Below are 15,690 nucleotides of genomic sequence, written 5' to 3' on the forward strand. Positions count from 1 at the left end.
CATGCGTTTGATAAACCGCCGCCCGGATCGCGCCAGTCGCCTGATCCTGGTGCTCCTGCCGTTCGCCCTGTTGCTGTTCGCCTATTTCACGGGCTCGGCGACACGGCTGACGGAAAACCCCAACGACAAGCTGCTGCCCAGCGCCGTGCAGATGACCGATGCGATCAAACGGGTGGCGTTCGTGCCCGATCAACGCACCGGCGAATACATCCTCTGGCAGGACACCGGGGCCAGTCTCAAGCGACTGGCAATCGGGCTGGCGATCAGCGCCGTGGTCGGGTTGTGCCTGGGCATTGCTTCGGGAGTACTGCCGTTGTTCAGCGCGCCACTGTCGCCGCTGCTGACCGTGCTGTCGATGGTGCCGCCGCTGGCGATTCTGCCGATCCTGTTCATCGTCTTTGGTCTGGGCGAGCTGTCGAAGGTGATGCTCATCGTCATCGGCATCACGCCGGTGCTGGCCCGTGACCTGGAGCAGCGCGCCCGGGAGATACCGGTCGAGCTGCTGATCAAGGCGCAAACCCTGGGCGCCTCGACCTGGACGCTGATCCTGCGGGTGGTGCTGCCGCAATTGCTGCCGCGCCTGTTGATCTCGCTGCGGCTGGTGCTGGGGTCGGCGTGGCTGTTTCTGATCGCGGCCGAGGCCATCGCCTCCACTGACGGTCTGGGTTACCGGATCTTTCTGGTGCGGCGCTATCTGGCGATGGACATGATTCTGCCTTACGTGGTGTGGATCACCCTCCTCGCCTGGCTGATGGACTGGGGCCTGAAAGCCCTCACCCGCAAGGCGTTCCCGTGGTACGAGGGCGCGCGCCCATGAGCTTTATTTCGGTCAAAAACGTCTGGCAGCAATACGGCGATCAGGTGGTGCTCGAAGGCCTGAACCTGAGCATTGCCGAAGGCGAGTTCTGCACCCTGGTGGGCGCGTCGGGCTGCGGCAAATCGACCTTCCTGCGCCTGCTGCTCGGCCAGGAAGTCGCCAGCAAAGGCACGATTCAGCTGGACGGTCAGCCGCTGGCGAAGGAACCGGATTCGACCCGTGGCGTGGTGTTCCAGCGCTATTCGGTGTTCCCGCACCTGTCGGTGCTGGACAACGTTGCCCTGGGCCTTGAATTGCCGCGCTCGGGTTTGCTCGGGCGGCTGTTCGGTGCCGCCAAGCGTGACGCCCGCGACCAGGCGGCGACGCTGTTGCACAAGGTCGGCCTCGATCACGCACTGGATAAGTACCCGACGCAATTGTCGGGTGGCATGCAGCAGCGGCTGGCCATCGCCCAGGCGTTGATCATGAAGCCTCGGGTTCTGCTGCTCGACGAGCCGTTCGGCGCGCTCGATCCCGGCATCCGCAAGGACATGCACGCGCTGCTGCTGGAGCTGTGGCGCGAGACAAAACTGACGGTGTTCATGGTCACCCACGACCTGTCCGAAGGCTTCAACCTCGGCACCCGGCTGCTGGTGTTCGACAAGGTCCGCATCGACCCCCACGCCCCCGGCGCCTATGGCGCGCGCATCACTTACGACATTCCCCTGAACAGCGATCGTCGCGCCGCCCGCGTAGCGCTCGATTCGCTGAAAACGGCTTGAAGGACATTGCCCATGAATGAATCAACCACGCTGTTTCCCGTGTTCGCCGAAGAACTGCTGCCCGGCGGTGGCCACCTGTCGTTCGTGCTCAAGCGCGGCGAACTGCTGCGCCTGACCGACCTGAATGGCAACGCCAACGTCAGCCTGACGATGTTCAACGCCCATGAAAAAACCGAGCGTCTCAACCTGCCCGACAGCCTCAAGTGCCAGCACACCGCCAAGCTCACGGCGGGCCATTGCCTTTATTCGGACATGGGCCGCGTCTTGGCGGCGATCACCGCCGACACCTGCGGCTGGAGCGACAGCATCGGCGGCGTGCTCTGCGCCGAAGAGGTCACCGAGAAATACGGCCAGGGCCGCTATCAGGAACTGCGCAACGGCTTCTTCCGCAACGGCGCCGACAACTTGCTGGTGGAGATGGGCAAGTGGGGCCTGGGCCTGTCCGACCTGCTGATGACGCTGAACCTGTTCAGCCGGGTCAACGTCGACGATCACGGCGCGCTGACCTTCGTCCCTGGTAACTCCAGAGCGGGCGACAGCATCGAGCTGTACGCGCCGATGGACACGCTGATCGTGATGACGGCCCTGCAACACCCGATGGACCCCAACCCCGAGTACGCACCGCAGCCGGTCAAGCTGAGCTGGATGAAGGCTGACCCCAGCGTCGCCGAGCACTGCCGCACGTCCCGCGAGGAAAACGTGCGCGGCTTCATCAACACTGATCGCCTGTTCGCCTGAGGAGGCTTGCCATGAGCACCGCACACTCTCATCGCCACACGAACGCCCCCGTTTCCATCACCCACATCCCGGCTGGCGAGCCATCGTTGACCGAACTCAAGGCCGGGCAAACCCTGCGCCTGCTCGACCTCGAAGGCAATCAGGCGGTCGACACGCTGTTCTACAGCCTCGCCAACCCCCGCGAACGCTATGACGTGCAGCGCACGCTGCGCCGCCAGAACAACGTTTACCTGAGCAAGGGCAGCGTCCTTTATTCGAACCTGGGCAAGCCGATGCTGACCCTCGTCGAAGACACCTGCGGCCGCCACGACACCCTCGGCGGCGCCTGCGCCCAAGAGAGCAACACCGTGCGTTATGCGCTGGAAAAAAAACACATGCACAGCTGCCGCGACAGCTTCCTGCGCGCCTGCATCCATGATGGCCGGCTGGGCAAGCGTGACATTAGTCCGAACATCAATTTCTTCATGAACGTCCCGGTCACGGCGGACGGCGGGTTGACCTTCGAGGACGGCATTTCCGGCGCCGGCAAGTACGTCGAACTGCGCGCCGAGATGGACGTGATCGTGCTGATTTCCAACTGCCCTCAGTTGAACAACCCGTGCAACGGCTACAACCCGACCCCGGCAGAACTTCTGGTCTGGGACTGACGGCTGACCACAGTTTCAAGGGTTCAAGGCTTCGGCGCGAGGGACGGCCTTCGTGCAACGCGTACCACAGCGGGACGGCCCGCTACCCAGTGAGGGATTGATCGCTGTCGGTCCCCGGGGTCTATGCCATGTTCGACAAACTGCTGATTGCCAACCGCGGCGCCATTGCCTGCCGCATCCTGCGTACCCTTCGCGACCTGCAGGTCGGCGGCATCGCGGTGTACGCCGAAGCGGACGCTGCCAGTCTGCACATCCTGCAAGCCGACGAAGCTCACAGCCTGGGCGACGGTGGCGCCGCCGGCACGTACCTGGCGGTGGACAAAATACTCGCCATCGCTCAATCCACGGGCGCCAAAGCGATTCATCCGGGTTACGGCTTCCTGTCGGAAAACGCGGCCTTCGCCCAGGCCTGTGAAGACGTCGGGATCGCCTTCGTCGGCCCGACGCCCGAGCAACTGCGGGTCTTCGGCCTCAAGCACACCGCCCGCGCCCGCGCGAAACAGCACGGCGTGCCGATGCTTGAAGGCACCGAACTACTGGACAGCGTGGACGCCGCATTGAGCGCTGCTGAAACCATCGGCTACCCGGTCATGCTGAAAAGCACGGCGGGCGGCGGCGGGATCGGCATGCGCGTGTGCCGCAGCGCCAGCGAACTGAGCGAGTCGTTCGAGGCCGTCAAGCGACTGGGCCAGAACAACTTCAGCGACGCTGGCGTGTTCATCGAGAAGTACATCCAGCGCGCCCGCCATCTGGAAGTGCAGGTGTTCGGCGACGGTTGTGGCGAGGTGATCGCCCTCGGCGTGCGCGATTGCTCGGTGCAGCGTCGCAATCAGAAGGTCCTCGAAGAAACCCCAGCGCCGAACCTGCCCGCCGGCATGGCCGATGAGCTGTGCGCTGCGGCGATCAAGCTGGCGAAGGCGGTCAACTACCGCAGCGCCGGCACCGTGGAGTTCGTCTTCGACAGCGACGATCAGCGCTTCTACTTTCTGGAAGTGAACACCCGTTTGCAGGTCGAGCACGGCGTGACCGAGCAGGTCTGGGGCGTGGACCTGGTGAGCTGGATGATTCAGCTCGCGGCCGGTGATCTGCCGCCGCTCGTTGAATTGCGCGCGGGTTTACAGCCCGTCGGCCATGCGATTCAGGCGCGGTTGTACGCCGAAGACCCGGGCCGGGACTTTCAGCCCAGCCCCGGCTTGCTGACCTCGGTGCACTTCCCCACCGCCGACGGAAAACACCTGCGCATCGACACATGGGTCGAGGCCGGGTGCGAGATTCCGCCGTTTTTCGATCCGATGATCGCCAAGGTCATCAGTTGGGCGCCGGACAGAGCGACTGCCAGTGCCGGTCTCGCCCAGGCCCTGAGCGAAACCCGGCTGTACGGGATCGAGACCAACCGCGACTACTTGCGTCAGATTATCGCGGACGTGCCATTCGCCAGCGGTCAGCCGTGGACGCGGTGCCTTGAGGGGCTGAGCTATCGCGCCGACACGTTCGAGGTGCTGAGCGGCGGCACCCAGACCAGCGTTCAGGACTACCCGGGGCGCCTGGGTTATTGGGCGGTGGGCGTGCCTCCCTCCGGTCCGATGGACAGCCGATCGTTGCGTCTGGGCAATGTTCTGGTAGGTAACGCTGAAGGGTGCGCCGCGCTGGAAATCACCATGAGCGGGCCGACCCTGCGCTTCAACACCGATGCGGTCATCGCCGTGACGGGCGCGGTCATTCCGCTGACGCTGAATGGCGACGTGCAGCCGATGAATCAATCGTTGCTCGTTGCTGCTGGATCGACGTTGATGCTCGGCACTATCGCTGGCGCCGGTGCCCGCAGTTATCTGTGCGTGAGGGGCGGGCTGGATGTTCCGGATTATATGGGCAGCAAGAGCACATTCACCCTGGGCCAGTTTGGCGGGCATGGCGGGCGGGCGTTGCGCGCAGGGGACGTGCTGCATGTTGCGCCGTTGGTGGACCGCCGCGCAGGTGAACAGTTGACGCCAGCGCAAATCGTCGAGCTGCCGGCAGTGCGAGACATTCGGGTGATCTACGGCCCCCACGCAGCGCCGGAATATTTCACTGAGCGCTACATCGAAACCTTCTTCGCCACCGACTGGGAAGTGCATTTCAACTCCAGCCGCACGGGCGTGCGCCTGATCGGGCCGAAACCTGAATGGGTGCGTGCCGACGGCGGCGAAGCGGGCCTGCACCCGTCGAACATTCACGACAATCCGTACGCCATCGGCGCGGTGGATTTTACCGGGGACATGCCGGTGATTCTTGGGCCGGACGGGCCGAGCCTGGGCGGTTTTGTCTGCCCGGTGACGATCATCGAGGCGGATCTGTGGCAGTTGGGGCAGCTCAAGGCCGGGGACAAGGTGCGGTTTTATCCGGTGAGCGTCGAAGCGGCCCGCTCGCTGAAACTGAATACCGATCTGGGTAGGAGTGAGCTTGCTCGCGAAGGGGCCGGTACATCCCATGAGTCTGTGGCGGCCGGGCCATCGCATTCGCGGGCAAGCGCGCTCCTACAGTCACCCATCGTTCTTGATATAGGTGAAAACGACACCCGCCTCGTTGCTCGACTTTCTGGCGACACCCATCTGTTGCTGGAAATCGGCGCGCCGGAACTGGACCTGGTGCTGCGCTTCCGGGGCCATGCGCTGATGCAGGCGCTGGAAAGCAGGCAACTCACCGGCGTGATCGACCTGACGCCGGGCATTCGTTCGCTGCAGGTGCATTACCAGCCCGAACAACTGCCGCTGAAAACGCTGCTCGATGTGGTCGCCGGCGAGTGGGACGGCGTCTGCGCCAGCAAGAATCTGGAGGTGCCGTCGCGCATCGTTCATCTGCCGTTGTCCTGGGACGATCCGGCCTGCCAGCTGGCCATCGAAAAGTACATGACCACCGTGCGCAAGGACGCGCCGTGGTGCCCGAGCAACCTGGAATTCATCCGCCGCATCAACGACCTGCCGAACCTCGACGAAGTGCACCGCACCGTCTTCGACGCCAGCTATCTGGTGATGGGGCTGGGCGACGTTTACCTCGGTGCGCCGGTTGCTACGCCGCTGGATCCTCGCCATCGGCTGGTCACCACCAAATACAACCCGGCGCGCACCTGGACCGCCGAGAACTCCGTCGGCATCGGCGGCGCCTACATGTGCGTCTACGGCATGGAAGGCCCAGGCGGTTATCAGTTCGTGGGCCGCACGTTGCAGATGTGGAACCGCTATCGCGCGGTGGCGGCGTTCGATGGCAAACCGTGGCTGCTGCGGTTTTTCGATCAGATCCGTTTCTATCCTGTCAGTGCCGACGAGTTGCTGACCATCCGCCGCGATTTCCCCCTCGGTCGATACCCGCTGCAGATCGAGCACAGCACGCTCAATCTGACTGAGTACCAAGGCTTTCTGGCCGATGAAGCGCAGGGCATCGCGGCGTTCCGCAGCCAGCAGCAGAGTGCGTTCAACGCCGAGCGCGAGCGCTGGATCGCCAACGGTCAGGCCTCGTTCGAGAGCGACGAAGCGGTGGCCGACTCCACGGAAGAAGCCCCGCTGCAAAACGGGCAGACCAGCATCGACAGCCACATTGCCGGCAATCTCTGGCAGGTGCAGGTCAACGTCGGTCAGCGCGTCGAAGCGGGGGAAACGCTGGTGATTCTGGAGTCGATGAAAATGGAGATCCCGCTGCTGGCGCCCCACGCCGGTGTGGTCAGCGACGTACGCGTGCAACCCGGCTCGGCGGTACGCGCCGGGCAACGGGTGGTCGTGCTGGACGTTAGCTGATTGGCGCTGTTGCTCATTGCAGCCTGTAACTTTCATAAAGGCATAAAACGCGGTGGCACACGCGATACATAGTTACCGCCATTGCAACCCGGCATCGCGCCATAGTGGGCATCTTTCCACGTGGCGCGATTTTTCATGAACGACCGCAGCAGCTCCGATCCCGCGAGCGGCCTTGATCTCATTTCCAATGACACCCTGCCCCATGGCAGCGCGTTCAGCGTTTCGCCGTTCGCGGAGGACATGCGACCGGCAGAATCCCTGAAGCCGACCGCCGCAGCGCCCGCCGAACCTCACACGCTGAACCACAAAAGATTGATGCGCCAGGCCGTCAGTCCGGTTGCCGAATTGTTGTACGGGTCGGTCTGGGTACTGAAAGCCTGGCAACTGGATCTCGAGTGTCCGCCCTCGACCGTCCGTCATCTGGACCAGCGGCTGGAGGAAACGCTGCAGGCCAGATTTGGCGCACCCATTGACCTTGACGAGCTGCACATCAGTTTCAGCACCGCGCTGGAGCCGGCCGTGGAAACCGACGGTCGGGAGCGGTTCGAGCTGCGCCTGACGTTACGCGAGCTGGGCCGGGAGACCCTGGACCCGCTCGGATTTCTCGCCCTTAAACGCTGCGCCGAGGCTGATCGCCCGCTGTCGGCCTCGACGCCCACCCTGACCGTCTCGGCGTTTTTCGAGCTGCTCATTGAAACCCGATGGACACTGGAATATGAGCAGATGCAGCGTCAGTTCTGGGAGCAGCACGGCAACACGTGGGAGATGCTCGCCAAGCTGGCGTTTCTGGACGGTCTGACCCGTCTGCAGTCGCGCAGGTGGATCGATAACGACGGCCATCTACTGGCGCTGGATGCGCTGGGCCTCACACGTTTCCCGCCAAGTCTCCAGGACCTGCAGTCGCCCAGGCCGCCGGCACGCTCGGTCGTGCGCGGGCTGGCGCTGAACGGCGAGATCATCCCCGGTATCTTCCATGTACGCTCCAACACCACGGGGCATTGCTATGTCCACGTGCTGGGCAGCGCGCCCCTTTGCCATGAGTACGTCAGCGATGACGCGCCGTGGAAGGCGGACAAGGTGCTGGAGGCGATCAACGCATCGGCCTGGCATCGGCTGAATCTCTCCCTCGAGGGCACGCACACCCTCCTCACGCTGGCGGCGCCTTCGGACGGCGTGTTCACCCAACTGCGCGTTGCCCAGCAACACTTTTGCGCTGCAAGACTGAGCGACATCGATGCGGTTGAATCACCTGCCGCATTTATCGACGACGACCACTGCGCTCTCATGCCCATCGAGCCAGCGATGGCATTGGTCAGCGCCCTTGATTACTGGCAGCACCATGAGCCATTGCTGACGCGAATCCCTACGCCCCTCGGGGTTGCGAACCGGCTCATGGGCCAGTGGCTGAGGCAGATGTGTCCCCGGCTCAAGCCGGTCCCGTTGAAGCAGAAGCACACCCTGGTCACGGACCCGCAGCGGGTGTTCATCCGCTACTTGCCCGGCACATCGAGGACGCCTTGGGGTCATCCGCGGATTGCGGCAGGCAACGTGATCGTCACGCCGGATGAAGCGCCCGTCACCCTGGCTCAGGCACTGATAAGCCGGTTCAGGGCGCTTCAGCCTCATGGGTACGATGACGAAGGCGGTCGCTGGGTCGTCTACGCCGACCCCAGCGGCAAGGGGACATGGTCGCCCGAGGCGGAGCTGAATATCAGCGCGCTTGGCGTCGAGGCATACATTCAGGGCATCGACTTTCTCGAGCTGATGCAGCGCCACCTTGACCGGTTCTGGCAACAGCAACGCGCTGATGTCGAGCGCGCGCTCTGGTCGACGTTCGTAAGCCAGGCGCTGCTGGCCTTGAAAAGCGGGGAACTGCCCAGGGACAGCTTCCAGCGGGTCATCGAGGCCGTCGAGCAGGCTCAGCGGGGGCATCCGCCCGAGACGCGGCTTTTGGCGACAGCTCCCGTCCGCTGGAGCGCTGCGGGCTTTTACGTGAGCAACGGCCTGCCACTCGGTGCCGACTGCCCTCCCTGCGTCGGCTTGCTGATGATCACCACTCCCGACCGAGAAGACGGCGTGCTGTACCAGGCCGGGCAGTCCACGCCCTTCGTGCCATTCAGCAATCGTCAGCAGCTCATCAGCCATTTAAAAGCCGCTGCCACCAACCCTGCCTGGCGCGAGACTGTGCTCAATTACATGCCGCGCCGTTTTCACGCCAGGCTCGGTTATGTCCTCGAGCTGTGGGGCGGGGTCCGCTCGCCGACCGAACCGGTCTCGATCCTGCGTCCCTGGACCGAGCCGCTATACAGCCCGGACACCCATGCCGCCCGGCAACATCTTCTAAGCGAGCAGGAAGTGTCCGGCTCGCCCATGGGATTCATCTGTGAGCGCCTGCGTCTTAACAGCCAGTACGACGCCGAGGACAGCATCGTGACCGACCGCGAGCAGGCCCTCGACACGTGGATTCAACACCTCGATCGCTTGCAACTGTTATTGGCTCCGATGGCGCTCGTGCTGCCGGCGGCCTCGATTGCGGCACTGACGGCCAGCGCGGCAAGTGTCGCGCTGGGGATTCAGGCCGCCAACCTTCCCGGCGACCGTCAGGCAGAACGGCGCCAGGCGATGTTCGCCATTCTGTCCCTGGGGCTGTTGCACATGGCGCCGGCCACGCCACGTCTTTTGCAGGCGTTCGGTAAACTCACCGCGCCCGCCGCAGCATGGGGCCCTGGGCTGACTCGAGTGAAGGCTGCGCTGCCGGCCCGTGGTTTTGGCGACTGGTTGCGCAGGGCGACCCACCCGCGCAGGACGCTGCTCAAGCCATTCTTCAATGGGACTGGCCTGATGAAGACGTGGAGCGTTGCGGGCAACGCCGAATTCGGCACTTCAGCGGTTCAGGTGTGGAAGCTGGGACGCAAATTTCTGCTGTGGACATCGGACCGGACCCAGGCCCGCACGCTGGTCGTGAGCAGCCACGGCTACTACTTGCCGTGGACGCGCACGACGGCCATTCCCAATGGCACCGAACTGCGAACCTACGCCCCTCACGGTCACGAGCTGGTCGACCCGATGCTGCACCGGATCGCCAGCCAGTCGGTCCGGCCTTACGCAACGTTGAACACGGCGCAGCCTATGCCCGGTCCGGGCGTCGGGCCTTTTCTCGACATGCTGGCCCGGGACACGCTGATGGCCGGTACTTCGTTGCCGGGGCGCATCAAGAACTACACGCTGGCGAAATTTCAGAGCGAGCACTATGAGAGTTATCGGGACATCAGCCAAGTCGTGCGCAACAGTCACCAACCTCCGCTACCGAGCCCACTCCCTGCAACGCCCATGGATGTGCTGACCGTGCGCAACCGGTTCGGTATGGCCAACCCGACCCTGCAGGACCTGTTCGGTGAGCTGCATCGACAAGGTATTCATTACGACAACATCCTGCTCGTGCATTGCCGCTGTCCTGCCGTGGGATCGATGCTGGGGCGCTCTCCCTCTTTTGTAGCACCCAGGGGCCCATCACCGATCACCCCGTAGGCGCGTTGCGCGACAGCACATGCTCATGGCGTGAGACAAGGCGGCGCGCTAGCATTGGCGACCCTCAAAGACCGCGCCTACATGGACACTCACATTATCGACACCCGCATTTGCCCTGTTTGCGGCGCCAGTAACCGCTGTACCCTGGCTGATCCGCGCACAGTGGACCAGGCCTGCTGGTGTTTTACCGCCGAGATCGACCCGGCGGTATTGGCAGCGCTACCCGAAGAGGTCCGTGGACAGGCATGTCTTTGCCCGCAATGCGCAGGCGTCGAGGCGAAGCGTCGCGATGCGTCTTGACCGTTTCCTCAGCAACCTGCCGCGCTTCAGCCGCAAAGATGTACGACTTGCGCTGATCGCAGGCCGCGTGCAGGTCGACGGGTTGCCGGTAAAAAACCCGCTGCATGAGGTCCGCGAATTCAGCCAGGTGCGGATCGATGAAGAAGTCCTTCAGCACGGCAAACCCGCCCGGTATTTCATGCTGCACAAACCTCCGGGTTGCGTCAGCGCAACCGTCGATCCGCAGCACCCCACCGTGCTCGACCTGCTGGATGAACCCGACAAGGACGATCTTCACATCGCCGGCCGTCTGGATTTCAACACTTCCGGGCTCATGCTTATTACCAATGACGGCCACTGGTCGCGCCGTCTGACGCAGCCAACCACCAAGCTGGCGAAGGTCTATTGCGTCGAGACCGAAGACGACATCGGCGCGAACTACGTCGAAAAATTTGCTGAAGGGTTTTATTTTGCGTTTGAAGACCTGACGACACAGCCCGCCGTGCTGACGATCCTGGACAGTCATCGCGCCCGGTTGAGCATCATCGAAGGGCGCTACCACCAGGTCAAACGCATGTTCGGCCACTTCAACAACAAGGTGACCCGGCTGCACCGCGAAAGCATGGGGCCACTGGTGCTCGACTCCGCGCTGGCGCCTGGACAATACAGGGCGCTGAGTGCCGGCGAAGTCGCGTTGATCTGAAACCTGCGTCCCAATGCCTACCTGTCACGAAACCCGTGCAACGTGTCTCTGCGCACCCCGTTTTTTCGTCAGGAGACATGGAGATGAAGCCAGAAATCGCTGTGCTGGATATTCAGGGCCAGTTCCGGGTTTACACGGAGCTCTACCGCGCAGACGCCGCCGAGAAGACCATCATTCTGGTCAACGGCTCGCTCGCCACGACCACCTCCTTCGCCCAGACCGTGCGCAACCTGCATCCGCAATTCAACGTCGTGCTGTACGACCCGCCTTACGCCGGCAAATCAAAACCCCACAATGCCCATGAACGCCCGCTGACCAAAGAGCTTGAAGGCCAACTGCTGCTGGAGCTCATCGACCATTTCAACGCCGAACTCCTGATGTCGTTCTCATGGGGCGGCGCGGCGGCGCTGGTCGCCCTGGCCCACCGGCCCAAACGCATCGAAAAGGCAGTCATCAGCTCGTTCTCACCCGTCATCAGCGACCCTCTGCGCGACTACCTCGAGCGCGGCCGGCAACACTTCGGCACCTACAACCGCCATGGCGTCGGGGAGTTGCTCAACAGCACCTTGGGCAAACACTTACCCTCGCTGTTCAAACGCTACAACCACAAGCACGTCAGCTCCCTGGATGCGCATGAATACGCGCAGATGCACCACCACATCGATCATGTGCTGGACGCGAGCAATCATCCCCAGATGAAAGCGGCCAAGCGCATCAATGTGCCGGTGCTGTTCATGAACGGCGCATGGGACGAATACACCTCGGCTGCCGACGCCCGGCACTTCGCCCACTACATTCGCGACTGCCATTTCAGCACCCTTCAGGATGCCGGGCACTTTCTGGACATGGAGAACAAGGCCGCGTGCCTGGCATCGAAAGAGGCGCTGCACGGGTTTCTGACGCCCACGCCTGAACCCCGCCGCGTTCATTACAGAACGGGTCAGTTGCAACAGGCGTTTGCGGTGTGATCGGACTGGGAGATGCAAGAGCAGAAGACGGGGAAGGAATGGTCTGCTGCAGCCCCTGATGAGCGCTATTGGACAGCGAATCAGGGGTGGGCGAGATGGCATTGGGTCGGTGCGGCATATAACGCTTCAATTAACACGCCGCATCTGGTACAAAGTCAGCCGCGCCAAAGGCGTCGATTTAAAAGCGGGTATAGTTTAGTGGTAAAACGAAAGCTTCCCAAGCTTTAGTTGAGGGTTCGATTCCCTCTACCCGCTCCATCTCCCCCAGTGTTTACGGGCCTTCCAGCCGCCCTCACCCTCTCTGAATCAACCTTGGTTCTTACCTTCGATTTCAAAGACCGGGCCAGACCTGCCCCCTCTCATGCACCGATTTCGTTACCGCTAATCCCCTGCTGCAAATCCGCACCACAGATTTCACGCCAGCTGCCGATACAGAGAAACCTGTCGCTCGAAATCCATGCAGCGACCGACGAAACCTCAAGGCAGTGACGATCATGCAACATATCCCCTTGGCAACCTTCGAATCCATTGGCTGCGCTGAATGTCGAAATCTCGAGGGTCTGGGATTCGACTTCACCATGGCTTTCCAACCTATTTTCAACGTCATCACGGGCGCACCTTTTGCTTATGAGGCGCTGGTACGTGGCGTCAATGGCGAGTCGGCTGCGTTCATTCTGGGTCAGGTCAACGACGGCAACCGATACCGTTTCGATCAGACGTGCCGGGTCAGGGCCATTGAGCTCGCTACCCAGCTGGGCCTGCCTGGGATTCCAGACTGCAAGCTGAGTATCAACTTTCTGCCCAAGGCGGTGTACCGGGCGGAGACCTGCATTCGTGCAACCCTTGAAGCGTCCCGGACCTTCGACTTCCCGGTGGATCGGCTCATGTTCGAAGTCACAGAAGGCGAGCGGGTCGAAGACCCGAATCATCTCAAGTCCATTTTTGAAGAGTACGCGCGGCAAGGTTTTACCACCGCTATCGATGACTTCGGATCAGGTTATTCCGGCCTGAACATGCTGGCGATGTTTCAGCCTCAGGTCCTGAAAATCGACATGGCACTCACCCGAGACATCGACCGGGACACTGTACGTCAGGCGATTGTTGAAGGGATCGTGTTGGTGTCCAAGCGGCTTGGCATCACGGTCGTGGCCGAAGGCATCGAAACCCGCGAAGAGCGCGACGCCCTGTTGGATCTGGGTGTCGAGCTGATGCAGGGCTATCTGTTTGCCAAACCCATGGTGGGGCAATTGCAACCGATGCCGTTGGATTTGATCGCCGGCTCAGGCGTTGTCGAAGTGGCCTGATTCCCCAGGCAACCTTTGACGTTGCAGGGGTTAAAGGTCAGCTGTGAAAGCGATACGTCAATCCGCGGCGTGAGCGGCGGCCTGTTCGATCAACGTGGCCACTTCCTGGGGACGGGACTGGTACACCGAGTGACTGGCGCCTTTGATTTCGATGGTGTGGCTGTTGGCCCGCTTGGCATACATGCGCTCAAGGTCCGGGTTGATGATCCGGTCTGCGCCGGCCACTGCGTACCAGCTCGGTTTGGTTTTCCACGCGGGCACGCCAGCGGGGGTGGTGAACACCGATGCCGCGGTCGGCTCCTGGGAAATGGCTTCGAACTCAGCCTGAGCCTTGGGCAGGTCAGCCGCGAAGTCCGCCGGGTATAACGCAGGGTCGAGGGACAGAAAGCCGTCGGCGGTTTTCTTCACCGCCTTGGTGGCGTTGGGGTACAACTTGCCGTTCTGCGCTTCGGTTTCCCCCTGATCCAGCGCGTGGGCAGCGATGTACACCAGGCCCACGACGTGGGCGTCATTGCCGACATCCGTGATGATCGCGCCGCCATAACTGTGGCCGACCAGAATCGTCGGGCCATTTTGCTGGTCAACGATGCGCTTCACCGCCGTCACGTCATCGGCGAACGACGTCAGCGGGTGTTCAGCGATCGAGACGTTGTAGCCGTCCTTGCGCAGGATCTCGTAAACCGGTTTCCAACCTGACCCATTCACAAAGGCCCCGTGCACCAGCACGATGTTTTTGACCGGTGCGGCTTGAGCAGCATCGGCAACGCCCAGCGCCAGGGCGCCCGCCGTAAAAACGCTTAACAGCAATGACGCGTTGATTCTGTTCATGGGGTGCTTCCTCAGTGTGCATTCATGGTCGGGGGGCTTGACCGAAATGGCCGAAGCCTGGCCCCGCGCTTCGCTGTGAACCATTGAATGCGCTGCACGTATCTGCGGTGTGTCGCTGAGGGCGAGCTTTCAGTGAGCACGTATCGGCAAGGGATCTGGATACACGCGCATACAAAGCTCGAATTTTTATGTGGGACCGGCTTCAGCCGGGAAAGCGCCAGTGAGGGCGCTAAAACATTAACGAGTATTAAAACCATCACCCACAAAAAAGCCCGGAAAACTCCGGGCTTGTTCATTCCATCAACGCTTACGCTGCAATGCTCGGCGACGACATGGACTTTTTGTATTCAGCCTTCATCGCTTCCATCTGCGCGCCAAGTTCTTCCAGCTGCTTCTTGCCCAGCAACTTTTCAGCCTGCGGGAACATCTCTTCCTCTTCTTCCTCGATGTGGTGCTCAAGCAGCTCCTTGACCACTTTCACACGACCCGAGAATTCCGGGGTTGCAGGGTCAGTTTGCTTGAGGTCAGGGAGCACAAGGGCGTCGACTGTGCGGTGCTCTTCCTTGGCTTCGTAATACATGATGTCCTGTTCTTTGCCGCCCGCTTCTTTGAACGCCGGATAGAGAATCTCTTCTTCGATCTTGGTGTGGATAGTGATTTCCATTTCCAGCTTGGCCAGCAAGTCCGTGCGCTTCTTAACGCCACGCTCGGTCGACTCGCTCAGTTGGGTCAAAATGGCTTTTACGCGTTCATGGTCGGCTTTCAACAGTTCGATGGCGTTCATAGTATTTCCTCTGGATCACGGTAAGCGGATCGATCTAAGTGCCGACCCTGCAGGTTCATGAGTAGAGTTGCATCGAGCGTGCCGAAACAGCGCTTTGCAAAAAAGCTTGCTTAAACAACAAGTTAGAAGAATTCAATAACAGCGAAATCGTGCAGGTTGCATGAAACGTGGCAACGGATAGTGCAGTTCACCAGTTGTCATCCGCCTGATCTGAGCTCGGGCAAAACCGGAGCTCACATCAGGACGAGCCGCATCATTAGTGGGCTTTGGTGGCAGGTGCCAACGCCGTTCGTTCTTGATAGGCAGGCAACGAGGCCGCAAACGCCATGGCCTCCTCGCGTGTGGAGAACGACCCCAATCTGTCGTGGTGGGTGCAGACCCGCCAAGGTCCGTTATTGACGTTAATCACATCGTAGCCGTTGAAGTGCGTCTTGCTGAGCATCGCGGTGTGCATGGTGATCTCCCCCTCATTCAAGAGAGTGTTGTGGGTTGTCGGATAAAACCTTACACCCGCCATTCACTCTATAGACGTTAGCGAGACCAGCGGTGCCCTGCCAAGAATGCTC

General features: G+C 61.7%; 13 protein-coding genes and 1 tRNA gene. 11 read left to right on the forward strand and 3 right to left on the reverse strand.

Annotation, left to right across the window (positions count from 1 at the left end):
- Position 1: 1 nt before the first annotated feature.
- The 11 genes from FX982_RS02220 to FX982_RS02270 all read left to right on the forward strand — a co-directional run bounded on the left by FX982_RS02220 (position 2) and on the right by FX982_RS02270 (position 13,512).
- Positions 2 to 817, forward strand: a complete 816-nt coding sequence (locus FX982_RS02220) for an ABC transporter permease (RefSeq protein WP_172609483.1) — start codon at positions 2 to 4, stop codon at positions 815 to 817.
- Entirely contained in the window at positions 814 to 1,578 is a 765-nt protein-coding gene (locus FX982_RS02225; RefSeq protein WP_172609484.1) for an ABC transporter ATP-binding protein, read from the forward strand. The genes FX982_RS02220 and FX982_RS02225 overlap by 4 nt, the downstream gene beginning before the upstream one ends.
- Before the next feature lie 12 nt (positions 1,579 to 1,590).
- The gene (locus FX982_RS02230; protein WP_172609485.1) at positions 1,591 to 2,316 is read left to right on the forward strand and encodes an urea amidolyase associated protein UAAP1; all 726 of its coding nucleotides are present in this window, start codon (positions 1,591 to 1,593) and stop codon (positions 2,314 to 2,316) included.
- 11 nt (positions 2,317 to 2,327) lie between these two features.
- Entirely contained in the window at positions 2,328 to 2,963 is a 636-nt protein-coding gene (locus FX982_RS02235; RefSeq protein ID WP_172609486.1) for an urea amidolyase associated protein UAAP2, read from the forward strand.
- Positions 2,964 to 3,091: 128 nt separating this feature from the next.
- On the forward strand, positions 3,092 to 6,730 hold the full coding sequence (uca, locus tag FX982_RS02240; RefSeq protein ID WP_172609487.1) for an urea carboxylase: 3,639 nt from the start codon (positions 3,092 to 3,094) through the stop codon (positions 6,728 to 6,730).
- 135 nt (positions 6,731 to 6,865) lie between these two features.
- Positions 6,866 to 10,258 (forward strand): dermonecrotic toxin domain-containing protein, encoded by a 3,393-nt coding sequence (locus FX982_RS02245; RefSeq protein ID WP_172609488.1) that lies wholly within the window; start codon positions 6,866 to 6,868, stop codon positions 10,256 to 10,258.
- An 81-nt stretch (positions 10,259 to 10,339) separates the two neighbouring features.
- Positions 10,340 to 10,558, forward strand: coding sequence for a cysteine-rich CWC family protein (locus FX982_RS02250; protein WP_172609489.1), 219 nt, complete (start codon positions 10,340 to 10,342; stop codon positions 10,556 to 10,558).
- Positions 10,548 to 11,240: a pseudouridine synthase gene (locus FX982_RS02255; protein ID WP_172609490.1), complete on the forward strand. Its 693-nt coding sequence runs from the start codon at positions 10,548 to 10,550 to the stop codon at positions 11,238 to 11,240. Before FX982_RS02250 ends, FX982_RS02255 begins: the two co-directional genes overlap by 11 nt.
- A gap of 83 nt (positions 11,241 to 11,323) precedes the next feature.
- Positions 11,324 to 12,208: an alpha/beta fold hydrolase gene (locus FX982_RS02260; RefSeq protein ID WP_122536035.1), complete on the forward strand. Its 885-nt coding sequence runs from the start codon at positions 11,324 to 11,326 to the stop codon at positions 12,206 to 12,208.
- 184 nt (positions 12,209 to 12,392) lie between these two features.
- Positions 12,393 to 12,466 (forward strand) — tRNA-Gly (locus FX982_RS02265).
- Positions 12,467 to 12,702: 236 nt separating this feature from the next.
- On the forward strand, positions 12,703 to 13,512 hold the full coding sequence (locus FX982_RS02270; RefSeq protein WP_172609491.1) for an EAL domain-containing protein: 810 nt from the start codon (positions 12,703 to 12,705) through the stop codon (positions 13,510 to 13,512).
- 57 nt (positions 13,513 to 13,569) lie between these two features.
- Here FX982_RS02270 and FX982_RS02275 read toward each other — a convergent pair whose 3' ends face one another.
- The 3 genes from FX982_RS02275 to FX982_RS02285 all read right to left on the reverse strand — a co-directional run bounded on the left by FX982_RS02275 (position 13,570) and on the right by FX982_RS02285 (position 15,578).
- Positions 13,570 to 14,340, reverse strand: coding sequence for an alpha/beta fold hydrolase (locus FX982_RS02275; protein WP_172609492.1), 771 nt, complete (start codon positions 14,338 to 14,340; stop codon positions 13,570 to 13,572).
- Between the two features lie 307 nt (positions 14,341 to 14,647).
- The gene (locus FX982_RS02280; protein ID WP_122536032.1) at positions 14,648 to 15,124 is read right to left on the reverse strand and encodes a hemerythrin domain-containing protein; all 477 of its coding nucleotides are present in this window, start codon (positions 15,122 to 15,124) and stop codon (positions 14,648 to 14,650) included.
- A 256-nt stretch (positions 15,125 to 15,380) separates the two neighbouring features.
- A complete protein-coding gene (locus tag FX982_RS02285) occupies positions 15,381 to 15,578 on the reverse strand; it encodes an SPOR domain-containing protein (RefSeq protein ID WP_065992330.1) in 198 nt (65 codons plus the stop codon).
- Positions 15,579 to 15,690: the final 112 nt, after the last annotated feature.

Origin of the sequence: Pseudomonas graminis, assembly GCF_013201545.1 — a bacterium.
In the GTDB taxonomy this organism is placed as follows: domain Bacteria; phylum Pseudomonadota; class Gammaproteobacteria; order Pseudomonadales; family Pseudomonadaceae; genus Aquipseudomonas.